The sequence below is a fragment of the Microbacterium sp. WCS2018Hpa-9 genome (genome assembly GCF_031843745.1).
Classification (GTDB): Bacteria; Actinomycetota; Actinomycetes; order Actinomycetales; family Microbacteriaceae; genus Microbacterium.
The window spans coordinates 38698-62144 of the sequence record NZ_JAVTIY010000011.1; the positions used below are offsets into that span (position 1 = coordinate 38698).

The window sequence follows — 23447 nt, forward strand, 5'->3', positions numbered from 1 at the left end:
AGACTCCATGAACTGCAGCTGTTCCTCGTCCGACCACGTCCAGCGCTCGCGCCGCCTCGGCGATGAGTCCGGTGCGCCGTACGCGACGCTCTCCGCGGACGAGCTGCAGCGCGTCGCCGAGATCCTGCGCACCCAGGGCGCCCTCGACGAGGAGCACCGCATCGCCTACATCGGACTCGATGAGCCCGACCGCGCAGAGGTCAGCGCGGGCCGCCCCGTCGCCCGCCGCGCCCGGGTGCAGCTCCTCGACGTCGACAGCGGGCGCGCTCGGGCGCTCTCGGTGGATCTCGGCTCCGGCACGCTCGCGAAGGACGTCGACATCGACCCCGAGCGCGACGGCCAGGTGCCGCTGCTGCAGGAGGAGCACGCGATCATCCGCGAACTCATCGGCGCCGACGAGCGCTGGGCCACCGCGCTCTCGGCCCGAGGAATCGACGACCCGAGCACCGTGGCGCTCGCCGGTCTGTCGGCGGGCCGATACCCGATCGAGGGCGAGAGCGGTCGCCGGCTCGCACGCGTGCTCGGACACCACCAGCCGACCCCGCAGACCATGCCGTGGGCGCACCCGATCGACGGTCTCGTCGCGTACGTCGATCTTGCGAGCCGAACCGTCGTCGACGTCATCGACACAGGGGTGATGCCGATCCCTCAGGAGACCGCCGACTACCACGTGCCTGGAACCTTCGGCCCCGAGCGCACGACGCAGAAGCCGATCGTCATCACGCAGCCGGAGGGGCCGAGCTTCTCGTTCGAGGGCGACGTGATCTCGTGGGAGAAGTGGTCGCTGCGCGTCGGCTACGACATGCGCGAGGGTCTCATCCTGCACGGCATCGGCTTCGAGGACGACGGGCGTGTGCGTCCGATCGTGCACCGCGCCTCGATCGCGGAGATGCTCGTGCCCTATGGAGACCCGGGCCCGGTGCGCTTTTGGCAGAACTATTTCGACACCGGCGAGTACCAGCTCGGACGGCTGGTGAACTCGCTCGAACTCGGCTGTGACTGTGTCGGCGACATCACCTACCTGGACGTGCCGATCGCTGATGCACGCGGAGACGTGAAGGTGCTGTCCAACGCGATCTGCATCCACGAGGAGGATGCAGGTGTGCTCTGGAAGCACACCGAGCAGTTCACCGGTTCGAGCGATGTGCGACGACAGCGCCGCCTGGTGATCTCATTCTTCGTCACCGTCGGCAACTACGACTACGGCTTCTACTGGTATCTCTACCTCGACGGCAAGATCGAGTTCGAGGCCAAGGCCACAGGACTCGTCTTCACCGCCGCCTACGACGAGCGCACCAGCCGGTTCGCGAGCGAGCTGGCACCGGGGCTCGCGGCCCCCTATCACCAGCATCTGTTCTGCGCCCGCCTCGACATGGCGGTCGACGACGGCCCGGCCGTGATCGACGAGATCGATGTCGGGGCCCTGCCGATCGACGACCACAACGTGCACGGCAGCGCGATCGGATTCACGACCACCCGCCTGCGCAGCGAGCAGGAAGGACGCCGTCGCGCCAACGCGACGGTCGATCGCACCTGGCGCGTGAGCAGCGCGACCGCGACGAACCGCCTGGGCCGACCGACCTCCTACGTCCTGACACCTGAGGGCAAGCCCGTGCTGCTCGCTCAGCCCGAATCGGTGATCGCCTCGCGTGCACGGTTCGCGACATCCGACCTGTGGGTCACCGCCTACGACCCTGACGAGCGCTACCCCGCCGGTGACGTCGTCAATCAGAGCGCGCCCGAGCAGGGACTCCCCGCCTTCGTCGCCGACGACGCCTCGCTCGACGGCGCCGACCTGGTGCTCTGGCACACGTTCGGTCTCACGCACTTCCCCCGCACCGAGGACTGGCCGATCATGCCCGTCGACACGTGCGGGTTCACCCTCACACCCCACGACTTCTTCGACCGGAACCCGACCCTCGACGTCCCGGCCTCCCCCACCGCATGCGCCTGCGCTCACGAGGACACAGGCTCTGCGCAGTCCGAGCACCATCTGCATCACCTCTCTGTCCGCCCGTCGTCGCATCACGGCTGATCAGCCGTCGTCCGGCATCCCGAAGGGAAACACCGACATGCACACAGCAGCTCGCGCGGGGGTGGCGATGTCCGCCATCGCCGTCCTCGCACTCACCGGATGCGCCGCCGGCGCCTCACCAGACACCGAACCGACCCAGGAGGAGGCGGCACCCGGCTTCCTCGCCGTCGCAGATGACGCGTTCGACGGCGGCGGCGACCTCGTCGTCCAGGTCGACTACGACACCGCAGAGGCCAGCGGTCTCGACCCGCAGGGCGCGGCGACCGCACGCTCGTGGATGCTGGAGGGGCTCTCGTACGAGACCCTCACCACGATCGACGAGAACCTCGACGTCGCTCCGTCGCTCGCAACGTCGTGGGAGACGCCGAGCGACACCGAGTACGTCTTCACGCTCGCCGATGACGCGGTGTTCTCGAACGGACGCGCCATGACGGCTGCCGATGTCGTCGGCAGCCTGCAGCGTCTGCTCGACACTCCGACGACCTGGACAGGTCAGCTCGGGCCGATCGCGTCGGTCGAGGAGACCGGCGACCTCGAGGTCACCGTCACCCTGTCGGAGCCGTACGCCCCGTTCCTCGCCGCGCTGGCGAACACCCCTGCCGCCGTCCTGCCGATGGCTGAGATCGAGGCGGGCGAGGTCGACATCACCACCGAGATGGTCGGCACCGGTCCCCTGGTCGCGACCGCGCACCGACAGGACGAGGAGTGGACGTTCGAGCCGAACGAGCACCACCCCGATGCCGACGCGCTCGGCTTCTCGACTCTGACGATCGACATCGTCGGCGATGAGGCCACCAGGGCCGCAGCCCTCCGCGACGGATCGGCCGACTTCGCCGTGCTCAACTCCATCGACTCTGCCGAGCTCCTCGCGAACGCGCAGGAAGTCAGTGTCGTCGGGCAGAAGAACACCGACTTCCACTACCTCATGATCAACTCGCTCACGGGCGACGAGGCGCTGCAGGATGAAGACGTGCGCTTCGCCATCAACAGCGCGATCGACCGTGACGCGATCAACGAGCTCGCGTTCGGCGGCTCGACGGCGGCCACCGGGGTCACCCCTGCCGGCCTCCCCGACTCGTGCCTCGCGGAGGACCTCCCCTCGGCCGCGCACGACGTCGCCGCGGCGAAAGCCGTGATCGACGAGATCGGAGGCCTCGAGCTCGACCTCGTCGTGTACACCGACGAGCCGGTTCTCGCCCAGATCGCACAGGTCATGCAGCAGAACCTCGCCGAGATCGGTGTGACCGTCGACATCCAGCAGGTCGACTACGCGACCTACTCCGCCCAGGTCTACGGCAGCCCCGCGACCTTCGACCTCGCGCTGAGCTGGTTCGCCGGCTACGCGGACCCTGCGATGGTCACGACGTGGTGGAACCCCGAGGTCGCCGGCTTCTCGGCCGTCTTCATGAAGGGCTCCGACGAGCTCGACGGGCTGATCGCCGAGGGATACTCGACCGAGCCGGGGGCCGACCGGGCCGCCGTGTTCGAGAACCTCTGCGCCGTCGCCGACGAGCAGAGCGAGATGGTGCCGCTGGTGCTGCGTCCGTCCACGATCGGATGGAACACCGAGTCGCTGTCGCCGACGCTCAGCAGCGACGAGGGCTACGGCAACTTCCTGCGGTACATCACCCAGTTCCGCGCCAGCTGACATGGCCGTCGCTCTGTGGTCGCTCCGGCGCATCGGCGCCGCACTGATGACGCTCGTCGTCGTCTCGGTGCTGATCTTCGCGTCCGTCCGTCTGATGCCGGGCGATTACATCGACCTCGTCCTGGGTCCGCTCGCCACCGAGGCGCAGCGGGCCCAGGCGGTGGCCGATTCCGGGCTCGACGACCCGGTGGTCGCGCAGTACTTCCACTGGCTGTTCGGCGTTCTCACCGGTGACCTCGGATACTCGTTCGTCTCGAACGTGTCGGTCACCGACGAGTTCGCGGCCCGCCTGCCCGTCACCGCGACGATCGCGCTGCTGACGATCATCGTCACCCTGCTCGTCGGCATCCCGCTCGGCTTCTTCGCGGCACTGCGATCGGAGGGCTCTGCCGGCGCCGTCGGTCGGATCGTCAGCGCTCTTGGCATCAGCATCCCGGAGTTCCTGCTCGCGGGTGTCGTGGTCTTCGCCGTCTCGACCCTCGGGCTCGGCGTCTCGGTGGGCCGCTTCGCCCCGTTCGCCGTCGACCCTGCGCGCTTCTTCGGGGCGCTCGTGCTGCCGGTCGCGGTTCTCGCCGTCGGCTGTGTGGCGGTGGTCGCCAGGAACACGAGGGATGCCGTCATGAACGTGCTCGTCGAACCGCATGTGCAGGCCGCGGTGGCGCGAGGCGAGACCCCCTGGTTCATCGTCCGTCACCACGTGCTGCGCAACGCCGCAGCCCCGATCCTCACGATCGTCGGCGCCCTCGTCGCCGTGCTCCTCGGCGGCACCGTGATCGTCGAGTTCGTGTTCAACATCCCGGGCATGGGCTCGTACCTGCAGACGGCCCTCGGGCGACGCGATTACGCGATCGTCCAGAGCGCGGTGCTGCTCGCCGCCGTCGTGTTCATCGTCGCGAGCCTGCTCGTCGATCTCATCGCCAATGCGTTGGACCCCCGTCTGCGCCTGACCGGAGGGAGCCGCCGATGACCATCGCCCCCACAGCCACGCACCGCGTCCGCGCGGCGGGCGACGCGACGCGCGGCGCCTGGCGTCGCAGCGACGCCGTGCTGCGCACCGCGATCATCGTGCTCGGCCTCGTCGTCGTGATCACAGTGATCGCCGTGCTCACCGGCCTCGCCGGGTCGACGACCGCGACGGTCGGCGGCAGGCTCGAGGGCCCCTCGGCACTCGCGCCGTTCGGCACCGACAACCTCGGTCGCTCGCTGCTGCCCCGCCTGTTCCAAGGCACGGCGACCACCCTCGTCGTCTCGATCGTCGCCGTCGTCTGCTCGGCGGTGGTCAGCACCGTGCTCGGGATGCTCGCCGGCTACTACGGCGGGGCGGTGAACGAGGCGGTGATGCGCGTCGCAGACGTCCTCTACGCGTTCCCCGCTCTCGTGCTGGCGATCCTCGTCTCCGCGCTCCTCGGCCCCGGTCGACCGGCGGCGATCATCAGCATCGTCGTCATCACCATCCCTCTCATGACCCGGGTGGTGCGCATCGCGACCCGGGCGGTGGCCGAGCGCGACTTCATCGTGTCCGCTCGCATCAGCGGAGTCCGAACCCCGGTGATCTTCGTCCGCCGGCTGCTGCCGAACATCGCCGGCACGATCGCCGTGCAGGCGAGCTACGCGCTCTCCGTCGCGATCCTCGTCGAGGGAGGACTGAGCTTCCTCGGCTTCGGCGTGCAGGCTCCTGAAGCCTCTCTGGGTCTGCTCATCCAACAGGGGATGCTGTACATGACCCAGGCTCCACAGCTCGTGATCGTCCCCGGCGCTGTGCTGGTGGTCTCGATCCTCTGCATCAACATCATCGGCGACGGCCTCCGTGACCGATTCGAACCGCGAGAGACGAGGTCCCTCAGATGACCGCCGTACGCATCAGCGATCTGGCACTGGAGTTCAGTGGCGCCACCACGGTCAGGGCCCTCGACGGGGTCGACCTCGACGTCGCCGACGGCAGCTCGGTCGCGATCGTGGGTGAGTCAGGGTCCGGCAAGTCGACGCTCGCCGCCGTCATCGGCCGCCTGCAGCCGCGTTCGGCGAAGATCGTCAGCGGTCTGGTCGAGGTCGACGGACTCGACGTCCTCGGTCTCGACGACGACGCACTGCGCGACTACCGACGCAACACACTCGCCTACATCGCGCAGGATCCGATCGGCTCGCTCGATCCGACGATGCGCATCGGCGCCCAGCTGAAGCTCGTGCTCCGCTCCGTCGGCGACGACGGATCTCCCCGCCGTCAGGTCGAGCTGCTGGAGGGCATGCGCATCACCGATCCGGAGCGCGTCATCCGCCTCTTCCCCCACCAGATCTCAGGCGGGATGGCCCAGCGTGTGGCCATCGCGATGGCGATGTGCCGCCGACCCCGCCTGCTGATCGCCGATGAGCCGACCGCAGCGCTCGACAGTCAGGTGCGCGAAGAGGTCATCCGGCTGCTGTTCGCTCAGGCGAAGGAGCAGGGCACGACCATCCTCTGGCTCAGCCACGACCTGCCGGCCGTGGCTCGCTGGTGCGACGAGGTCGCCGTCATGTATGCCGGCAGGGTCGTCGAACGCGGCCCGGCATCAGCCGTGCTCGGCACCCCCGTGCACCCGTACGCTCGAGCGCTCGCTGCGACGGATCCCTCGCGTGCGAAGCGGGGAGAGCGGCTGTCGAGCATCCCCGGCTCTCCTCCGGTGCTGCACGGCGAGTCGGAGGGCTGCGCGTTCGCCGCACGCTGCGCTCACCGGATCGACGCGTGCGAGATCGTTCGACCCGAGCCCGTGGCACCGCGCCACAGTCTCTGCATCCGCACGACGGAACTCGTGCTGGCGGATCGGCGAGCAGGACTCATCCCCGAAGAGGAGGTGTCGGCATGAGCGCGTCCGGCGTGGCTCCCACCATCGAACTCGACGACGTCAGCGTCGCCTTCTCATCGGGTTTCGGTGCGAGCAGGCGAGAGGTCAGGGCCATGTCCGGCGTCTCGTTCTCGGTGTCACCCGGTGAGACGCTGGGCCTCGTCGGTGAGTCCGGCTCGGGCAAGACGACGACGGGGGCCGTGGTTCTCGGACTGCAGCACCCCGACTCCGGCGCCGTGCGGTTCCAGGGAGCACCGCTCGCCCGGAGCCTGCGATCCCGCGCCGGGCGGATGCAGGCGGTGCTGCAGCATCCGCGGTGGGCACTCGACCCGCGCTCCACCGTGCTCTCGTCGGTGCTCGAACCCGTGCTCGTGCACGAGCGTCGTACGCCGGCGACCGAGGAGCGCGCCCTGGCGATGCTCGAGAGCGTCGGCCTTCCGGCATCGTTCGCCGCTCGCCGGCCCCACCAGCTCTCGGGAGGACAGCTGCAGAGAGTGAGCGTCGCACGTGCACTCGTGACCCACCCCGCCTTCATCGTCTTCGACGAGGCCGTCAGCGCGCTCGATGTCTCGGTGCAGGCGCAGATCCTCAACCTCGTCCAAGACCTGCAGGCGGAGCACGGCTTCGCCGCCCTGTTCATCTCGCACGACCTGGCGGCCGTCCGCTACATCTCCCATCACGTGGCGGTGATGCGCGCCGGCGAGATCGTCGAGCACGCCCCGACCGAGGTCTTCTACGACCTGCCCAGCCATCCCTATTCGCGTCAACTGTTCCAGGAGCTCTCATCGTGACCGACACCCACCGTCTCGCCCCCGTCCTTGCCGCAGGACCGCGTCGATCCAACGGCGACTACGCCCTCTCTCCCGTGCACGGCACCGATCGCGGGCAGGTCGAGTACGACTTCCCCGGCGTGCTCCTCGGAACGGCCGAGTACGCCGAGGGTCCGACCGGTGCGACAGTGCTGTCGATCCCCGCCGGTGCACGGACGTTCACCGACCGTCGTGGAGGCGCCGTCGGCGCCAGCGGCCTGTACGGATACAACCACGCCATCTGCCTCGCGGGCGGCTCGGTGTACGGCCTCTCCGCCGTTGCGGGCGTGTCGGAGGCGCTGTTCGAGCGTGCCGAGCACCGCTCCGGTTTCGATCAGCTGCAGCTCGTGTCCGGCGCGATCATCTACGACTACTCGGTGCGCGAGAACTCCGTCTTCCCCGATACCGCCCTGGGCAGGGCCGCTCTGCAGGCCGCACGCCAGGGAGTCGTCGAAGTCGGCCGCGTCGGCGGTGGAGCCTCGGCGTCGTCCGGCAAGGTCGACCCCGCGCGCGTGGAGTTCACCGGTCAGGGTGTCGCGTTCCGCCAGGTGGGTGATGTGAAGGTCCTCGTCGTGACGGTGCTCAACCCCTACGGAGTGATCCTCGATCGCTCCGGCAGGATCATCCGCGGCAACTACGACGCGAACACCGGCGAGCGCCGCCACCCGGCCCTGGACTACGAGGAGGCGATCGGCGAGTCCCGATTGGTCGACTCGATGTCGGGCAACACCACGATCACGGCTGTCGTCACGAACGTGCAGCTCACCGACACCGAGCTCAAGCAGTTCGGCCTGCAGGTGCACAGCTCGATGCACCGCGGCATCCAGCCCTTCCACACCCCGCTCGACGGCGACACTCTCTTCGCGCTGACGACCGACGAGGTCGCGCTGCCCGAGAACCCCAGCACGTCACGGGGCCGGCTCTCGCTGAACTCCACCGCCGTCGCCACCCTCGCGGGCGAGACGGCATGGGACGCGATCCTCTGCGCGGCGGGCTGACCGTGTACGAGTTCGAGAAGTACCTCGCACCGTCGCAGCACGAGGTCAACGAACTGGTTCGCCGACACCCGTTCGCGCTCGTCGTGACGAACGGCGGTGGCGAAGCCGGCGCACCCACCGTCACGCACACTCCGGTGATCATCGAACGGATGGCGCCGGACGGAGGCTTCGTCGGCGGAGAGCTGCTCGGCCACATCGCGCGCAAGAACCCGCAGTGGCAGCAGATCACCGACGGCGACTCGGTGCTGCTGGTCTTCTCAGGCCCCCACGACTACGTGTCGCCGACCGCCTACGCCGACGATCCCAACGTGCCGACGTGGGACTACGCGGCGGTGCATCTGACGGCGAGAGTGACCGTGCTCGAGGATGCGAGCGACGGCATGCACGTCGTCACACGAACCGTCGAGGAGCTCGAGAGCCTCGAGTCGACGGCGTGGGACATGCAGAGCTCGCTGCCCACATTCGAGCGCATCGTCGGGGGGATCGTGTCGTTCCGGTTCGAGATCATCGAGCAGCGCGCGGTCTTCAAGGTCAGTCAGGACAAACCCCGCGAGGTGCGCGAGCGCGTCGCCGCCGCATCCCGTGCACGCGGCTGCCCTTACGGAGACGTCGCGGAACTCGTCGAGCGCATCGGAGGAGACCGGTGATCGTCCACGAGTGGTCTGCGGAGGCAGGCGAGCCGCAGGAGGAAGGACGCCGGTTCGGTGCCCACTGGTCGCCTCAGCTCGCCGCTGCCCGCGACTCGTATCTGAGACTCTTCGCGCAATCCGGTGTTCCGGCCGAGCGCGCCAGGGCGATCGCCGACGAATGCCGGGCGATGACCGGGACCCACGCCCCCGAGATCGCCGACGAGTTCGTCGGGATCGCTGACGGCAGCGGTCTGTCGCTGACCGACGTGCACCTGCTGACGGCTCGCACCGAGATCCTGGCACGCATGACGCCGTCGATGGAGTGCTCCACGGTCGTGTTCGTGCCCGACGAGGCGAGCGCACCCCGCACTCTGCAGACCTGGGACTGGCACGAGACCCTGTCGAATGAGACCGTCGTGCGTCGTCTGCGGTCGGCGTCCGGAACCGGTGTCGTGACCTTCTGCGAGTTCGGCCAACCGGCGAAGATCGGCGTGAACGACCGCGGCCTCGGGCTGCACTTCAACATCCTCCACCACCGCTCCGACGGGTCGCAGGCGGGTGTGCCGGTGCACGTGCTCGCCCGCATGATCCTCGACCGTGCAGCCACGGTGGCCGACGCGGTCGCGATCGCCCGGAGCGTCCCGCTCGCAGCCTCCAGCGTGTTGACCGTCGCGGCCTTCACCGGTCGGTTACCCGAGGCCGCAGCCGTCGAGGTCTCTCCCGCAGGCGTTGCGGTGCTGCCTGTTCCGCGCGGCCGCACGCTGGCTCATACGAACCACTTCCTCGACGAGACGCTCGCCGCCGGCGAGTATTCGCCGTACGAGACCACGAGTGTTCCGCGATACCGGTGTCTGACGGATGCCGCGGATCTTGCCCGGATCATCGACGATCGCGAACGCGCTCTCGCGTTCGGAGCCATCCCCGACGCACCGATCTCGGTGCGCGCGCGGCCCGATCAGCCGGAGCATCTCCGCTGGGAGACGAAGCTCACGGTCGCTCTCGACGTCGCGACGGGGGCTCTGTCCTTCGCCGCCGCGGCGCCGGCCGACGTCATCGACGCCGAGTGGCGTCGTGTCGGCATCCTGAGCGACGTGCGCCCCGCGTCCGTCCGATGAACGACCTCCTGCACCTCGGCGCGCTGGCACTGGCGGCGATCGGGGCAGGGTCGTTGATCGGCATGCGACGCGGAGTCGGTGCTCCCGAGATCGCCGCGGCCGTGCTCATGCTGGCGGGCATGGGCGATGCCATGACGGTCGCGCTGCTGCCACCCGTCGTCTGGTTCGCGGTGATGCTCCCTTCGGCGATCGCCCTCGCGATCCGCTGCCGGGTGCCCGCTGTGCTCGGGGACCGGAGCGCGCCCGCAGGCGGCATGCTCTCAGCCCACCTCGCACTCGGGCTCGTGTCGACCGCTGCGCTGATCCTCCTCATGGCTGCGATCCCTGCGGCTGACGTCGCTGACGCGACCGTCACGTCCGCGCACTCGCACGGCGGAGGAGCAGGGATGCCGCAGGTGCTCAGCGTGACTCTGGCTCTGGGAGCGGTAGTGCTTTCGGCGATCGCGCTGCGCTCGGAGCGGTCCTGGCGCCATCGCCTGCATCACACGACGATGGCGGCATCGACAGTCGCGATGTCCGCCATCGTGGTGTTGTGAGGTTCGACCGTCCTCGACGGTCGTAGAACTCAGTGGAAGAAGTGACGCTCCCCGGTGAAGAACATCGTGACGCCGGCCTTGCGCGCAGCATCCACGACCTCTTCGTCGCGCACCGAGCCACCGGGCTGCACGATCGCCTTCACGCCCGCGTCGATGAGCACCTGCGCGCCGTCGGCGAAGGGGAAGAACGCATCGGATGCCGCGACCGACCCCGCTGCGCGGTCGCCCGCGCGCTCGACGGCGAGCCGGCACGAGTCGACGCGGTTGACCTGGCCCATGCCGACGCCGACCGTGGCGTTGTCCTTCGCGAGGACGATGGCGTTCGACTTGACGGCGCGGCACGCCTTCCACGCGAAGATCAGGTTCTCCATCTCCTCGTCGCTGGGGCGCTCGCCCGAGACGAGCTCCCAGTTCTTCGCGACCGACACGATGTCGTCGGGGAAGCGGTCTGCATCCTGCAGCAGAAGACCTCCCGAGACGAGGCGCACGTCCATGCGCTCCTGCTGCCAGTCCTCCGGCAGCTGCAGAAGACGCAGGTTCTTCTTGGCCTTGAAGACCTCGAGCGCTGCGGATTCGAACGACGGCGCGACGATGACCTCGGTGAAGATGTCCTTGAGGTTCTCGGCCATCTTGAGGGTGACCGTGCCGTTGGCGGCGATCACTCCGCCGTACGCCGACACGGGGTCGCACTCATGCGCACGGATGTGCGCGCTGGCGATCGGGTCGAGGGCGTTGGGCGCGGTGGTGGCGATGCCGCACGGGTTCGCGTGCTTGATGATCGCGACGGCCGGCTTGACCATGTCGTAGGCCGCGCGGAGCGCTGCGTCCGCATCGACGTAGTTGTTGTACGACATCTCCTTGCCCTGGAGCTGCTTCGCCTGCGCGATGCCGTGGCCTCCGACGCGCGTGTAGATCGCGCCGCGCTGGTGCGAGTTCTCGCCATAGCGCAACGTGTTGAGAAGCTCGGCCTGGATCGTGAGGTGCGTGGGCAGGTCGTCGCCGTCGCCGAGGGTCCCCTCGGCGAACCACGATGCGACTGCCGTGTCGTAGGCGGCCGTGTGTGCGAAGGCGCGGGCCGCGAGCTCGCGGCGCTGAGCCAGCGTGGTGCCACCGTTCTCGATCGCGCTGACGATGCCGGGGTACGACTGCGGCGAGACGACGATCGCGACGTTCGCGTGGTTCTTGGCCGCAGCACGAACCATGGCGGGCCCGCCGATGTCGATCTGCTCGACCACGTCGTCGCCCTCGGCGCCCGAGGCGACAGTCTCGACGAAGGGGTAGAGGTTCACGACGACGAGCTCGAACGGCGCGATGTCGAGCTCCGCGAGCTGACGCTCGTGGTCCTCGAGGCGGAGGTCGGCGAGCAGGCCGCCGTGGATCTTGGGATGCAGCGTCTTCACGCGACCGTCGAGCATCTCGGCGACGCCCGTGACGGCGGCGACATCGGTCACCTCGAACCCGGCCTCGCGGATGGTGGAGGCGGTCGAGCCGGTCGAGACGATCTGCACACCCGCATCGGCGAGGGCCGCCGCGAGCACGAGCAGATCGGTCTTGTCGCTCACCGAGACGAGCGCCCGGCGCACCGGGACGGTGTCGCGGTCGCGGTACAGCGAATGGTCGTGGCGGGGTCCGGCCATGATGGGCTCCTTCGTGCGAGGGGGGCGTGCGTGGATCGGTTCAGGATGCGGAGGTCAGCGAGAGGTCACCGGTCGCGATGCGGCGCACCACGTCGATGAGCAGTCGGCGTTCGACGGGTTTGATGCGCTCGTGCAGGGTGTGCTCGGTGTCGCCTGCGACGACCGGCACCCTCTCCTGCGCGAGGATCGGCCCGGTGTCGACGCCGTCGTCGACGACGATCACGCTCGCGCCGGTCTCCGAGACGCCCGCGGCGAGTGCGTCGCGCACGCCGTGTGCGCCGGGGAACTCCGGCAGGTAGGCGGGATGCGTGTTGATCAGCCGCGGCGCGAGGTCTGCGACGAGCGCGGCGGGGAGCAGACGCATCAGCCCGCTGAGCACGACGAGGTCTGCATTCCAGACGGCGAGCTGGCGGCCGAGCTCTTCGCCCCATGCTTCGCGAGACTCGTGCTCGTGCCACGGAACCGTGAAGCTCGGGATGCCGAACTCCTCGGCGTGGGCGAGGCCGTCGGCTTCGCGGTCGGCGCCGACGACCACCACCCGCGCAGGGAAATCGGGGTGGCGAGCAGCCTCGAGGAGGGCGCGAAGGTTCGAGCCGGTGCCCGAGATGAGAACGGCGACCGTGAGCACGCGCCCAGTCTATCGGGGCCGGCGCCGGCGCCCGACCCGCGTGTCAGCTGACGGGATCGCCCGGGTCGCGCTTCGGCAGCCGGAATCCCCCTGCGCCATCGAGCGGCGCGGTGTCGTAGTCGGACGGTGCCTCGCGCCAGCCGACCATCGCATCGCCGGGCTCGCTCGAGACCGCGTCGGATGCCGTCATCTCGGCGACCCACCGGTCGGTGCGCTCTTCTGCGAGCTCGTCCCGGTTCCGAGGCGACAGAAGCAGGATCGCCGCGCCGAGCAGGACCTCGCCGCCCAGAGCGAGGGCGAATGGCAGCGCCGCCGGTCCGGCTTCGGCGAGCCGCCCCGGGCCCATCGATCCTCCTGCGAGCAGGGCGGCGATCGCGGCGACCGCGGCGGTCAGTACGCCGATGCCCGCGGCGATCACCGCACGAGGAGCCATTCCGAGAGGCGTGCCCTCCCAGACGAGACGCGAGCGGACGGCCCATCCGGCGAAGGCTCCGGCGCCGATCGGGAGGATGATCACGATGAGCATCCAGATCGACGTGCTCTCGGGAAGAAGACCGAGCACGGGGATGCCTGGCACCACTCCGAGCTGGGTGCCCGCGGGAGACACCGCAGTGCCGACTCCCACCGCGAATCCGGGGCCGGCGAGCCAGGAGGCTGCCCAGACGATGATGGTGGGCAGATAGGCGAGATGCCCGAGCGTGATGACCCCGGCGCCGAGCGCATCGACTCGAGCGGCCTGGAACAGCGCCACCATCTCGCCGCCCCGTGCAGCGACGAGAACAGCCACCGCCACCGCCGAGACCGCGGTGACCCCCACCACCGCGAAGGCCGTCCCGCGGACCGCTGCGCTCGGCACCGGTCCCCAGTCGCCCCACGAATCGACGACGTCGTGGATGCGGTCGAGGAACCCGCCGTCGCCGTCTTCCCAGGCGATGCGCACCGCGCCGCACGCGGCGCCCACGAGATAGACGGCGGTCGGCAGCAGGATGCCCTCCGCGACGGGCGTCTCGACCGCGGCGAGATGCGAGGTCAGCGCGACTCCGGTCGCGATCGCCGCGAACGCGAGCGACCCCGAGAGCGTGCCCAGCAGCCACGCACCAGCGCGGGCGGCACGGGCGCCGGAGCGAGCCGCGAAGAGCAGGGTGAAGATGAGGAACGCGAGCGGGGTCACCGAGAGCGTGAAGGCGGCGGCGTCGGGCGCGATGCCTGTGGTGCGCAGCACCTCTGTCGGCACTTCGATGCTCAGCGGCACGCCGTGACCGAACTGCCACAGTGAGCCGGCGAGCGGCCAGAGGGCTCCCCAGTCGGCTGTGACGCCGAACGACAGCATCCAGAGCAGGGTGAGCGGCGCCAGCAGAACCACGAGACCGACCGCCGCAGCGATAGCGGCATCGAAGGCGGCGAGGAGCGCGACGAGGAGGCGTTGCATATCGAATCGAGACTACGACGAGAACCCTGTCGTCGCCTGGGGGCGCGCGCGACTCGCGCGACACGATATCGTCTCCTGCGGAGGTTTCCCGATGACAACTGCCCCGTCCCCCACCCGCTCTACCGCCGAACCCACGAACGCCCTGGACCGCTTCTTCGAGATCAGCAAGCGCGGATCCACGATCGGCACCGAGATCCGAGGGGGTCTGGTGACCTTCGTCACGATGGCCTACATCGTGATCCTCAACCCGATCATCCTGTCCGGCTCGGCCGATGTCGCAGGCAACACCCTCGACTTCAGCGCCGTCGGTGCCGCGACCGCGCTGACCGCCGGCGTGATGACGATCCTGTTCGGTCTCATCACCCGCCTGCCCTTCGGCTTCGCAGCCGGCCTCGGCATCAACGCCTTCGTCGCGTTCTCGGTCGTCGGCCAGGTCACCTGGCCCGAGGCCATGGCGCTCGTCATGATCAACGGTCTCGTGATCGTGCTCCTCGCGGCCACCGGCCTTCGGAAGATGATCTTCGACGCTGTTCCGTTCCAGCTCAAGATCGCGATCACGGTCGGAATCGGCCTGTTCATCGCCTTCATCGGCTTCGTCAACTCGGGCTTCGTGACCGCCACCGGCAGTGCATCTCCGCCGGTCGGTCTGGGAGTCGGCGGCTCCGTCGCGACCGTCCCGACCGTGCTCTTCATCGTCACGCTCATCGTCACCGGCATCCTGGTCGCCCGCAAGGTCAAGGGCGGGCTGCTCATCGGCCTCGTCTCGGGCACGGTCCTGGCCGTCATCGTCGAGGCCATCTGGCACCTCGGCGCCGCAGCAGACGGCAACGCCGGAGGCTGGGGTCTCACTGTTCCCACGCTCACCGGCTCACCGTTCGGACTGCCCGACCTGAGCCTGGTCGGCGCGGTCGACTTCAGCTTCGACTTCAGCAAGGTCAGCCTCGTCGCCATCGTGATGATCGTCTTCACCCTGGTCTTCTCGAACTTCTTCGATGCCATGGGCACCATGACGGGACTCGCCAAAGAGGCGGACCTCGCGAATGAGAACGGCGACTTCCCTCGCATCAAGTCGGCGCTCGTCGTCGAGGGCGTCGGTGCGATCATCGGTGGTGGCACCTCGTCGTCGTCGAGCACCGTGTTCATCGAGTCCGGCGCGGGCATCGGCGAGGGGGCGCGAACCGGGTTCGCGAACCTGATCACCGGTGGCATGTTCCTGCTCGCGATGTTCCTCACGCCGCTCACCTCGATCGTGCCGACCGAGATCGCCGCCGCAGCGCTGGTGATCGTCGGAGCGATGATGATGGCCCAGATCAAGTACATCGATCTGACCGAGTTCAGCGTGCTGCTGCCGGTGTTCCTGACGGTCACGGTGATGCCGCTGACCTACTCGATCGCCAACGGCATCGGCGCGGGCTTCGTCAGCTGGGTGCTCGTGCAGGCGTTCTCCGGCAAGGCCCGGAAGATCAGCCCGCTGCTGTGGGTGGTCGCCGCCGGTTTCGTCGTGTTCTTCGCGCGCGGACCGATCGAGGCACTGTTCGGCGTCGCCTGAGCGACGCACGAACGAAGAGGGGCGGATGCTGCGGCATCCGCCCCTCTTCGCGTCTCAGCGCGTGATCGGTGGATGCTGCGGTCGGACTTCCGCGGGCATGAAAGAAGGCCCCGGAGTGGAGTCCAGGGCCTTCTCTTCAATTGTAGCGCTTAGAGCGACTCGACGATCTCACGCATGAGAGCGGCGGTCTCGGACGGCGTCTTGCCGACCTTGACACCGGCGGCCTCAAGGGCCTCCTTCTTCGCCTGAGCGGTGCCTGCCGAGCCCGAGACGATGGCGCCTGCGTGGCCCATGGTCTTGCCCTCGGGAGCCGTGAAGCCCGCGACGTAGCCGACGACCGGCTTGGTGACGTGCGCCTTGATGTACTCCGCCGCACGCTCTTCAGCGTCGCCGCCGATCTCGCCGATCATCACGATCGCCTTGGTCTCGGGGTCGGCTTCGAACGCGGCCAGCGCGTCGATGTGCGTGGTGCCGATGACCGGGTCGCCGCCGATGCCGATGGCGGTCGAGAAGCCCAGGTCGCGCAGCTCGAACATCATCTGGTAGGTCAGGGTGCCCGACTTCGACACGAGACCGATCGGGCCCTTGCCGGTGATGTTCGCGGGCGTGATGCCGACGAGCGCCTCACCGGGGGTGATGATGCCGGGGCAGTTCGGTCCGATGATGCGGGTCGTGTTGCCCTTGCTCTGCGCGTAGGCCCAGGCCTCGGCCGAGTCGCCCACCGGGACGCCCTCGGTGATCACGACGAGCAGCGGGATCTCGGCATCGATGGCCTCGATCATCGCGTCCTTGGTGAAGGCGCCGGGGACGAAGGCGATCGACACGTCGGCGCCGGTCTCCTTCATGGCCTCGGCCACGGAGGCGAAGACGGGGAGCTCGACGGCGTTGCCGTCCTTGTCGGTGTGCGAGACCGTGGTGCCGGCCTTGCGGGCGTTCACGCCACCGACGACCTGGGTGCCGGCCTTCAGCATGAGCGCCGTGTGCTTGGTGCCCTCGCCGCCGGTGATGCCCTGGACGATGACCTTGGAATCCTTGTTGAGGTAGATCGACATTTCTTTAGTCCTTGTGTCTCTCTGCGATCAGGCGTTGGCGAGTTCGGCGGCCTTGTCGGCGCCCTCGTCCATGGTGCTGGCGAGCGTGACGAGCGGGTGCGCGTACTCGGCGAGGATCGCGCGACCCTCGTCGACGCGGTTGCCGTCGAGGCGCACGACGAGCGGCTTGGAGGCTGCGCTGCCGAGGGTCTCGAGAGCGCCCTTGATGCCGTTGGCGACGGCGTCGCACGCCGTGATGCCACCGAAGACGTTCACGAACACGCTCTTGACCTGCGGGTCGCCGAGGATGACGTCGAGGCCTGCGGCCATGACCTCAGCCGAGGCGCCGCCGCCGATGTCGAGGAAGTTGGCGGGCTTGACGCCGTTGTGGTTCTCACCGGCGTAGGCGACGACGTCGAGCGTCGACATGACGAGTCCTGCACCGTTGCCGATGATTCCGACCTCGCCGTCGAGCTTCACGTAGTTCAGACCGCTCTTCTTGGCCTTGGCCTCGAGCGGGTCGGCAGCGTCCTTGTCTTCGAGCGCTTCGTGCTCGGGGTGACGGATCTCGGACGCGTTGTCGTCGAGCGTGACCTTGCCGTCGAGAGCGATGATGTCGCCCTCTTCGGTGCGGACCAGCGGGTTGACCTCGACGAGAGTCGCGTCCTCGCCCTTGTAGACGTCGAAGAGCTTGACGAAGACGTCGGAGACCTTCTCGATGAGGTCTTCGGGGAAGTTGGCGGCGCGGGCGATCTCGACGGCCTTCTGCTTGTCGATGCCGGTCAGCGGGTTGACCTCGATGCGTGCGAGTGCCTCAGGGCGCTCGACGGCGAGCTCCTCGATCTCCATGCCACCCTCGACCGAGCAGAGGCTCAGGTAAGAGCGGTTGGCACGGTCGAGCAGCACGGAGAAGTAGAACTCCTCGGCGATGCGCGCACCCTGCGCGACCATGACGCGCTTGACGACGTGGCCCTTGATGTCGAGTCCGAGGATGGCCTTGGCCGCCTCGTATGCCTCTTCGGGGGTCTTCGCGACCTTGACGCCGCCGGCCTTGCCGCGACCACCGGTCTTGACCTGAGCCTTGACGACGACGACTCCGCCGATCTTCTCAGCGGCTGCCTTCACCTCCTCAGGGGTGTCGGCGACGATGCCGGCGAGAACCGGCACTCCGTACTTTTCGAAAACGTCTCGTGCCTGGTACTCGTACAGATCCACTGTGGTTCCTTCACTGGGCTGCTGTCTGGTAATTCTCTCGATGTCGAGACATCGACCAGTTGCCCAGCCTACTACCTCGAACTGAACGCTCCCGGCGGACAAAAGGCCGCCGGGAGCGCATACCGGTATGGAGATCAGGTTAAGCGGAGCGTGTCACGACTGCCCGCGTGAGCGCAGGATGCAGCGTGCGAGAGATCATCCGCCAGACGTGCAGTGTTGCGCTGCAGCCGCGGCTGCAGCGCTCGATGCCGAGGTCTAGGCTCGTCCCATGCACGAATCCGCAGAACTGCGCACCGGCGTCGTGGCCGCTGCACTCGAGCTCTTCGCATCACAGGGCTTCGACCAGACCTCCGTCGAGCAGATCGCGAAGGCCGCAGGGGTCTCACGGTCGACGTTCTTCCGCCAGTTCGGCGGCAAGGAGGATGTCGTCTTCGCAGACCACGAGGTTCTGCTCGAGCAGATGCGGACGTTCCTCGCCGAGGGGCACGAAGACCCCTGGGGCGCTGTATGCGCGGCATCCGAGTCGGTCTTCGCCCACTTCGCGCACGACCCGGAGCTCGCGCGTCGGCGCTACCAGATCGTTCGCCAGGTGCCGGTGCTCCGTGAACGCGAGATCATCACGGTGTTCCGCTACGAGCGGCTGTTCGACGACTACCTGCGCAGCTCGCTCCCCGGCATCGATCCTCTCGATGCCGTCGGATTCTCGGCCCTCGTGACCGCGGTGCACAACCATGTGCTGCGGCAGCTGCTGCGCGGCAAGAAGAAGGTGCCGCTCTCGACGCTGCAGACGGCCCTCGCCGACGTGCGCCGCCGCTACGGCGTGCCCTCGGAGGCGGCCGCCGAGGCGCCGGACGACGTCGTCGTCGCGGTGTTCCCCCGGTCGATGCCGATCGCCGAGGTCACCCGGCGCCTGCGCACGCAGCTCGACTGACCCCGAGCGACTCCACCCGAACGGAGTCGTGGAACCGAGTATCGAGGAGTACGATACTTGGTGTCACGAAGGAGTCACCATGAGCACCGCAGCCTCCCCCCTGCCCGGCGAGGGCGTCTCGTCGTACGACATCACCGGACGACAGGACAGCGACTACTACGCCGTCTTCGCCGACATCCCCGACGCCGATCGAGCCGCCTGGGATCGCGCGAAGGCGTACATCGACGAGGTCGGACCGCAGATGGCGGATGCCTGGGACCGCGCGGAGTACCCTCTCGACGCCGCTCGCCGCATGGGTGAGATGGATCTGGTCGTCGACGGCATCGAGCATCCGTCGCTCACTCGCCTCTCCCCCCTCGCGGCGGGACTGGTCAACATGGAGATCTCCCGCGGCGACGGGTCGCTCGGCACCGTGCTCGCCGTGCAGGGCGGGCTCGCGCTGCGCACTCTCGCACTCTTCGGCTCTCCCGAGCAGCAGGAGAAGTGGCTGACCGCTCTCGCCGACAGCTCGGTCTTCGGCTCCTTCGCCCTCACCGAGCCCGACCACGGCTCGGACTCGGTCTCGCTCGAGACCGTCGCGCGCCGCGACGGCGACGAATGGGTCATCCGCGGGGCGAAGAAGTGGATCGGCAACGGAGCCTCGGGCGGCATCACGTTCGTGTGGGCCCGCGTCGACGACGAGACCGCGGCCGAGCATGGCGCCGTGCGCTGCTTCCTCGTCGAACAGGACACCCCCGGATACACCGGGACGCCGATCCGCGGCAAGGCATCGCTGCGAGCCATCCACCAGGCGCACATCGTGCTCGACGACGTGCGCGTGCCCCTCGACTCCGTGCTGCCGGGGACGAAGAGCTTCAAGGACGCCTCGATCGTGCTCTACGCGACGCGCTCGGGCGTCGCCTGGTCGGCGCTCGGTCACGCGACCGCCTGCTACGAGGCCGCGCTCGCCTACTCGACGCAGCGCATCCAGTTCGGCAAGCCGCTGGCCAAGTTCCAGATGGTGCAGGAACGTCTCACCCACATGCTCGAGGACCTCACCGCGATGCAGCTCTACTGCCGTCGCCTCGCAGACCTCGAGACCGCCGGCGAGCTGCGCCCCACGCAGGCGTCACTGGCGAAGTTCCACAACACCCGCGCAGCACGGCGCGTGGCATCCATCGCCCGCGATCTGCTCGGCGGCAACGGCATCCTGCTCGAGAACGGCGTGATGCAGCACATGGCCGACATCGAGGCCATCCACACCTACGAGGGCACCGAGAGCGTGCAGGCGCTGCTGCTCGGACGCGACATCACCGGGATGAGCGCCTTCGCCTGACCCGGCGGTCGCTCCTGCGGCGACACCGTGTCGCCGCAGGTGCGGAGGTCAGTCGCAGCCGCAACCACCGGCCGGCGTCTTCACCATGAAGCAGACATCGCACACGCCGTAGTCGCGCTCGCTCGTCTTCGTCGCACGCTCGGCCTTCGGCGCCGCAGCGACTCGAGGAGTCGTGGTGCGCTTCGCCTTGACCGGAGCGATCGGTCGGAACTCGCTCGGGTGCGTCACGAAGAAGTACGGGGCACGGCCTTCGCTCGGCCGCAGACGCAGGGGCGTCGAACCGACGACGACGACCTCGTCTTCGGCGAAGCCGTTGGTGTAGGTCTTGCCGATGTGCAGCGAGGCGCCCTCGCCGCGGCGGATCGCCTCGATGTAGCGGCCTCGGTCGATGTAGGACGAGATGCCGACGGCATCCGTGATCGCCGCGATGAACTCATGGTTCTCTTCGGCGATGCGGTGCGCACGGAGCGCCTCCGCGAGGGTTCGGTACGGACGGGAATTGCCTGTGGGGGTCGGGCCCTGAACTTCATTCATTTCCTCAAGGATCTCACGCCCGGGCATGGAAGACTGGCCGAATGGCACGCGCGACGATCATCGGCTCCGGACCGAACGGCCTGGCGGCGGCCGTGACCCTCGCCCGCGCCGGCTACGAGGTGCGCGTCCTCGAGGCGGCGGACACCATCGGCGGCGGGGTCCGCACCGCAGAATCGACCCTCTCCGGCTTCCGCCACGATGTCTGCGCCGCAGTGCATCCGGCCGCCCTCTCGTCGCCGTTCTTCCAGGCCTTCGGCCTCGCCGAGCGGGTCGACTGGATTCTGCCCGACATCTCGTACGCGCATCCGCTCGACGGCGGCAGAGCCGGCATCGCCTGGCGCGACATCGAGCGCACCGCGGCGGGGCTCGGCGCCGACGAGCGCGCCTGGCTGTCGCTCCTGCGCCCGCTCAGCACCCATGTCGAGGGTGTCGTCGACTTCACCGGCAATCAGATGCTGCGGGTTCCGCGCGAGCCGATCACGGCTCTCAGGTTCGCACTGCGGATGCTCGATCAGGGCACGCCCCTGGCCCGCCGCGCCTTCCGCACCGAGGAGGCTGCTGGCCTGATGGCGGGCGTCCTGGCGCACGCGAACACTCCCCTCCCCTCCCTCGCGGGCGCCGCCGCCGGGCTGCTGCTGGCCGCGCAGGCGCACGCCGGGGGATGGATGTACCCGCGAGGCGGCGCGCAGAACATCGCCGACAGCATGGTCGCCGACATCGAGGCCCATGGCGGATCCGTCGAATCGGGCGCCCACATCACCGACCTCGCGTCACTCGACTGGGGCGACCCCGCCCGAGGCGATCTGCTGATGCTGAACACGTCGCCGCGGCTCACTCTCACCCATCCCGACATCCCCGCGTCGTATGCGCGGGCGATCCGCGGCTATCGCTACGGACCGGCTGCCGCGAAGGTCGATTTCGCGCTCGACGGACCGATCCCGTGGACGAATACCGACGTCGCACAGTCGCCCACCGTGCATATCGGCGGATCGGCGGCGGAGATCTGGGAGAGTGAGAACGACGTCGCCCGCGGTCGGATCAGCGACAGGCCGTACGTTCTGACTGTGCAGCCGTCGGTCTTCGATCCGAGCCGAGCGCCCGAGGGCAAGGCTGTGCTGTGGGCATACATCCATGTGCCGCAGGACTCCGACCTCGACGCCACAGAGCTCATCACCCGTCAGGTCGAGCGGTTCGCGCCCGGGTTCCGCGACCTCATCCTCGCCCACCACTCGGTGCCCGCATCGTCGCGCGAGGCGGTCAACCCGTCGGAGATCGGCGGCGACATCCTGGGCGGTGCCTTCACCATTCCGCAGGCGCTGCGCCGACCGGTGCTCGGCACGGCGCCCTGGCGCACACCGATGCACGGCGTGTATCTCGCTTCGGCGTCGACCCCGCCGGGGCCAGGGGTCAACGGCATGGCCGGATGGCACGCTGCCCGAACGGCGCTGAAGGATGCGGGCACGCGCGTCTCGCTCGGAGATCTGTTCGGCTGACGGCTCCCAAGTCACCCTTCTGCCGCGGCGCCACCGACGCCAGGATGGACCCATGCGCTACGAGATCCCGTCCCCGATGCTGGCGAAGGCGGCAGCCTCCGTCCCGGACCCCGCGAAGACCACCAGCGGGCTGCTGTTCGAGCCCAAGTGGGACGGATTCCGAGGGCTGATCGCGTGGGACGGCGAGACTGTCGAGATCGGCTCCCGCGGAGCGAAGCCGTTGACCAGGTACTTCCCCGAGCTCGTCGAGGCGATCCCCCGGCTGCTGCCCGGCCCGTGCCTGCTCGACGGCGAGATCGTCGTCGCCACGGGATCGGCGGGAGCGCAGCGGCTCGACTGGGAAGCACTGAGCCAGCGCATCCACCCCGCAGCCTCGCGGGTCGCCAAGCTGGCGGCAGAGACACCGGCGATGTTCATCGCGTTCGACCTGCTGGCCGTCGACGATGAAGACCTATTGAGCACCCCATTCGCCGAGCGGCGTGAGCGCCTGGAGAAGCTGATGGCCGAGGTCGAGCATCCCCTGCACATCACGCGCACCACCCGCGATCGTGACGCGGCCGTGCGCTGGCTCGCCGAGTTCGAGGGCGCTGGCCTCGACGGCGTGGTCGCCAAGCCGCTCGATCAGCCGTATGCCCCCGGCAAGCGCACCCTGGTCAAGATCAAGCACGCCCGCACGGCCGACGTGGTCGCGCTCGGATACCGGGTGCACAAATCCGGATCGGGAGTCGGGTCGCTGCTCGTCGGCCTCTACGATTCCGACGGCACGCTGCGGCAGGTCGGCGGCGTGGCCGCATGGAGCGACGCACGCCGCGCAGCTCTGGTCGACGAGCTCGCCCCGCTGGTGGAGCGCGACGATGCAGGCGATGCCGTCACCGGAGAGGGCGAGCGCTCGCGGTTCAGCGGATCGAAGGACGTGTCGTTCGTGCGGCTGCGACCCGAGCTCGTGCTCGAGGTGCGCTACGACCAGCTCGAGGGTTCGCGGTTCCGGCATACCGTGCAGTTCGAGCGCTGGCGACCCGACCGGGATGCCCGTTCGTGCACCTACGACCAGCTCGACACCGTGGCCGGATACGACCTGGCCGAGGTCATCGGCTGA

At 68.7% G+C, this 23447-nt stretch carries 21 protein-coding genes; 15 read left to right on the forward strand and 6 right to left on the reverse strand.

All coding sequences use genetic code 11. The features are described from left to right. Window positions 1–7 precede the first annotated feature (7 nt). The 10 genes from RQG82_RS18565 to RQG82_RS18610 are packed head-to-tail and all read left to right on the forward strand — an operon-like array spanning window position 8 to window position 10589. On the forward strand, window positions 8–2035 hold the full coding sequence (locus RQG82_RS18565; RefSeq protein WP_311260276.1) for a primary-amine oxidase: 2028 nt from the start codon (window positions 8–10) through the stop codon (window positions 2033–2035). A gap of 37 nt (window positions 2036–2072) precedes the next feature. After that, on the forward strand, window positions 2073–3683 hold the full coding sequence (locus tag RQG82_RS18570) for an ABC transporter substrate-binding protein (protein ID WP_311260277.1): 1611 nt from the start codon (window positions 2073–2075) through the stop codon (window positions 3681–3683). Between the two features lies 1 nt (window position 3684). Then, a complete protein-coding gene (locus RQG82_RS18575; RefSeq protein ID WP_311260278.1) occupies window positions 3685–4650 on the forward strand; it encodes an ABC transporter permease in 966 nt (321 codons plus the stop codon). Next, window positions 4647–5531, forward strand: a complete 885-nt coding sequence (locus tag RQG82_RS18580; RefSeq protein ID WP_311260279.1) for an ABC transporter permease — start codon at window positions 4647–4649, stop codon at window positions 5529–5531. The genes RQG82_RS18575 and RQG82_RS18580 overlap by 4 nt, the downstream gene beginning before the upstream one ends. After that, entirely contained in the window at window positions 5528–6523 is a 996-nt protein-coding gene (locus RQG82_RS18585; protein ID WP_311260280.1) for an ABC transporter ATP-binding protein, read from the forward strand. Before RQG82_RS18580 ends, RQG82_RS18585 begins: the two co-directional genes overlap by 4 nt. Then, window positions 6520–7293, forward strand: a complete 774-nt coding sequence (locus RQG82_RS18590; protein ID WP_311260281.1) for an ATP-binding cassette domain-containing protein — start codon at window positions 6520–6522, stop codon at window positions 7291–7293. The genes RQG82_RS18585 and RQG82_RS18590 overlap by 4 nt, the downstream gene beginning before the upstream one ends. Beyond that, window positions 7290–8309 (forward strand): P1 family peptidase, encoded by a 1020-nt coding sequence (locus RQG82_RS18595; RefSeq protein WP_311260282.1) that lies wholly within the window; start codon window positions 7290–7292, stop codon window positions 8307–8309. Before RQG82_RS18590 ends, RQG82_RS18595 begins: the two co-directional genes overlap by 4 nt. After that, window positions 8279–8956: an FMN-binding negative transcriptional regulator gene (locus tag RQG82_RS18600; RefSeq protein ID WP_311260283.1), complete on the forward strand. Its 678-nt coding sequence runs from the start codon at window positions 8279–8281 to the stop codon at window positions 8954–8956. Before RQG82_RS18595 ends, RQG82_RS18600 begins: the two co-directional genes overlap by 31 nt. Further along, the gene (locus tag RQG82_RS18605) at window positions 8953–10053 is read left to right on the forward strand and encodes a C45 family peptidase (protein ID WP_311260284.1); all 1101 of its coding nucleotides are present in this window, start codon (window positions 8953–8955) and stop codon (window positions 10051–10053) included. Before RQG82_RS18600 ends, RQG82_RS18605 begins: the two co-directional genes overlap by 4 nt. Further along, window positions 10050–10589 carry a hypothetical protein gene (locus RQG82_RS18610; protein ID WP_311260285.1) on the forward strand — a complete coding sequence of 180 codons (540 nt, stop codon included), beginning with the start codon at window positions 10050–10052 and terminating at the stop codon, window positions 10587–10589. Before RQG82_RS18605 ends, RQG82_RS18610 begins: the two co-directional genes overlap by 4 nt. A gap of 29 nt (window positions 10590–10618) precedes the next feature. On the opposite strand, the gene purH is transcribed toward RQG82_RS18610, so the two are convergent. The 3 genes from purH to RQG82_RS18625 are packed head-to-tail and all read right to left on the reverse strand — an operon-like array spanning window position 10619 to window position 14283. Further along, a complete protein-coding gene (gene purH / locus RQG82_RS18615; RefSeq protein WP_311260286.1) occupies window positions 10619–12226 on the reverse strand; it encodes a bifunctional phosphoribosylaminoimidazolecarboxamide formyltransferase/IMP cyclohydrolase in 1608 nt (535 codons plus the stop codon). Window positions 12227–12266: 40 nt separating this feature from the next. Continuing rightward, the gene (gene purN, locus RQG82_RS18620; RefSeq protein ID WP_311260287.1) at window positions 12267–12854 is read right to left on the reverse strand and encodes a phosphoribosylglycinamide formyltransferase; all 588 of its coding nucleotides are present in this window, start codon (window positions 12852–12854) and stop codon (window positions 12267–12269) included. A gap of 43 nt (window positions 12855–12897) precedes the next feature. Continuing rightward, on the reverse strand, window positions 12898–14283 hold the full coding sequence (locus RQG82_RS18625; protein ID WP_311260288.1) for a DUF6350 family protein: 1386 nt from the start codon (window positions 14281–14283) through the stop codon (window positions 12898–12900). Between the two features lie 91 nt (window positions 14284–14374). Between RQG82_RS18625 and RQG82_RS18630 the strand changes: the two genes are divergently transcribed. After that, the gene (locus RQG82_RS18630; RefSeq protein WP_311260289.1) at window positions 14375–15832 is read left to right on the forward strand and encodes an NCS2 family permease; all 1458 of its coding nucleotides are present in this window, start codon (window positions 14375–14377) and stop codon (window positions 15830–15832) included. A gap of 149 nt (window positions 15833–15981) precedes the next feature. On the opposite strand, the gene sucD is transcribed toward RQG82_RS18630, so the two are convergent. Together sucD and sucC are read right to left on the reverse strand one after the other, a co-directional pair. Further along, on the reverse strand, window positions 15982–16884 hold the full coding sequence (gene sucD, locus RQG82_RS18635; protein WP_042539277.1) for a succinate--CoA ligase subunit alpha: 903 nt from the start codon (window positions 16882–16884) through the stop codon (window positions 15982–15984). A gap of 27 nt (window positions 16885–16911) precedes the next feature. Further along, window positions 16912–18078 carry an ADP-forming succinate--CoA ligase subunit beta gene (gene sucC / locus RQG82_RS18640; RefSeq protein WP_311260290.1) on the reverse strand — a complete coding sequence of 389 codons (1167 nt, stop codon included), beginning with the start codon at window positions 18076–18078 and terminating at the stop codon, window positions 16912–16914. 268 nt (window positions 18079–18346) lie between these two features. Here sucC and RQG82_RS18645 point away from each other — a divergent pair, with 268 nt between their 5' ends. Beyond that, window positions 18347–19009, forward strand: a complete 663-nt coding sequence (locus RQG82_RS18645; RefSeq protein ID WP_311260291.1) for a TetR family transcriptional regulator — start codon at window positions 18347–18349, stop codon at window positions 19007–19009. 79 nt (window positions 19010–19088) lie between these two features. Next, window positions 19089–20324, forward strand: a complete 1236-nt coding sequence (locus RQG82_RS18650; protein WP_311260292.1) for an acyl-CoA dehydrogenase family protein — start codon at window positions 19089–19091, stop codon at window positions 20322–20324. Between the two features lie 48 nt (window positions 20325–20372). Here RQG82_RS18650 and RQG82_RS18655 read toward each other — a convergent pair whose 3' ends face one another. After that, the gene (locus RQG82_RS18655) at window positions 20373–20858 is read right to left on the reverse strand and encodes a hypothetical protein (protein ID WP_140036409.1); all 486 of its coding nucleotides are present in this window, start codon (window positions 20856–20858) and stop codon (window positions 20373–20375) included. A gap of 41 nt (window positions 20859–20899) precedes the next feature. On the opposite strand from RQG82_RS18655, the gene RQG82_RS18660 reads away from it, so the two are divergent. Together RQG82_RS18660 and RQG82_RS18665 are read left to right on the forward strand one after the other, a co-directional pair. Further along, window positions 20900–22351 (forward strand): NAD(P)/FAD-dependent oxidoreductase, encoded by a 1452-nt coding sequence (locus tag RQG82_RS18660; protein WP_311260293.1) that lies wholly within the window; start codon window positions 20900–20902, stop codon window positions 22349–22351. 52 nt (window positions 22352–22403) lie between these two features. Next, the gene (locus RQG82_RS18665; protein ID WP_311260294.1) at window positions 22404–23447 is read left to right on the forward strand and encodes an ATP-dependent DNA ligase; all 1044 of its coding nucleotides are present in this window, start codon (window positions 22404–22406) and stop codon (window positions 23445–23447) included.

What these genes read in the sequence shown, in the direction of transcription:
- RQG82_RS18565 (WP_311260276.1), top strand. Translation starts at nt 8, where the DNA reads ATGAACTGCAGCTGTTCCTCGTCCGACCACGTCCAGCGCTCGCGCCGC.
- RQG82_RS18570 (WP_311260277.1), top strand. Translation starts at nt 2,073, where the DNA reads ATGCACACAGCAGCTCGCGCGGGGGTGGCGATGTCCGCCATCGCCGTC.
- RQG82_RS18575 (WP_311260278.1), top strand. Translation starts at nt 3,685, where the DNA reads ATGGCCGTCGCTCTGTGGTCGCTCCGGCGCATCGGCGCCGCACTGATG.
- RQG82_RS18580 (WP_311260279.1), top strand. Translation starts at nt 4,647, where the DNA reads ATGACCATCGCCCCCACAGCCACGCACCGCGTCCGCGCGGCGGGCGAC.
- RQG82_RS18585 (WP_311260280.1), top strand. Translation starts at nt 5,528, where the DNA reads ATGACCGCCGTACGCATCAGCGATCTGGCACTGGAGTTCAGTGGCGCC.
- RQG82_RS18590 (WP_311260281.1), top strand. Translation starts at nt 6,520, where the DNA reads ATGAGCGCGTCCGGCGTGGCTCCCACCATCGAACTCGACGACGTCAGC.
- RQG82_RS18600 (WP_311260283.1), top strand. Translation starts at nt 8,279, where the DNA reads ATGGGACGCGATCCTCTGCGCGGCGGGCTGACCGTGTACGAGTTCGAG.
- RQG82_RS18610 (WP_311260285.1), top strand. Translation starts at nt 10,050, where the DNA reads ATGAACGACCTCCTGCACCTCGGCGCGCTGGCACTGGCGGCGATCGGG.
- purH (WP_311260286.1), bottom strand. Translation starts at nt 12,226, where the DNA reads ATGGCCGGACCCCGCCACGACCATTCGCTGTACCGCGACCGCGACACC.
- RQG82_RS18625 (WP_311260288.1), bottom strand. Translation starts at nt 14,283, where the DNA reads ATGCAACGCCTCCTCGTCGCGCTCCTCGCCGCCTTCGATGCCGCTATC.
- RQG82_RS18630 (WP_311260289.1), top strand. Translation starts at nt 14,375, where the DNA reads ATGACAACTGCCCCGTCCCCCACCCGCTCTACCGCCGAACCCACGAAC.
- sucD (WP_042539277.1), bottom strand. Translation starts at nt 16,884, where the DNA reads ATGTCGATCTACCTCAACAAGGATTCCAAGGTCATCGTCCAGGGCATC.
- RQG82_RS18645 (WP_311260291.1), top strand. Translation starts at nt 18,347, where the DNA reads ATGCACGAATCCGCAGAACTGCGCACCGGCGTCGTGGCCGCTGCACTC.
- RQG82_RS18650 (WP_311260292.1), top strand. Translation starts at nt 19,089, where the DNA reads ATGAGCACCGCAGCCTCCCCCCTGCCCGGCGAGGGCGTCTCGTCGTAC.
- RQG82_RS18655 (WP_140036409.1), bottom strand. Translation starts at nt 20,858, where the DNA reads ATGAATGAAGTTCAGGGCCCGACCCCCACAGGCAATTCCCGTCCGTAC.
- RQG82_RS18660 (WP_311260293.1), top strand. Translation starts at nt 20,900, where the DNA reads ATGGCACGCGCGACGATCATCGGCTCCGGACCGAACGGCCTGGCGGCG.
- RQG82_RS18665 (WP_311260294.1), top strand. Translation starts at nt 22,404, where the DNA reads ATGCGCTACGAGATCCCGTCCCCGATGCTGGCGAAGGCGGCAGCCTCC.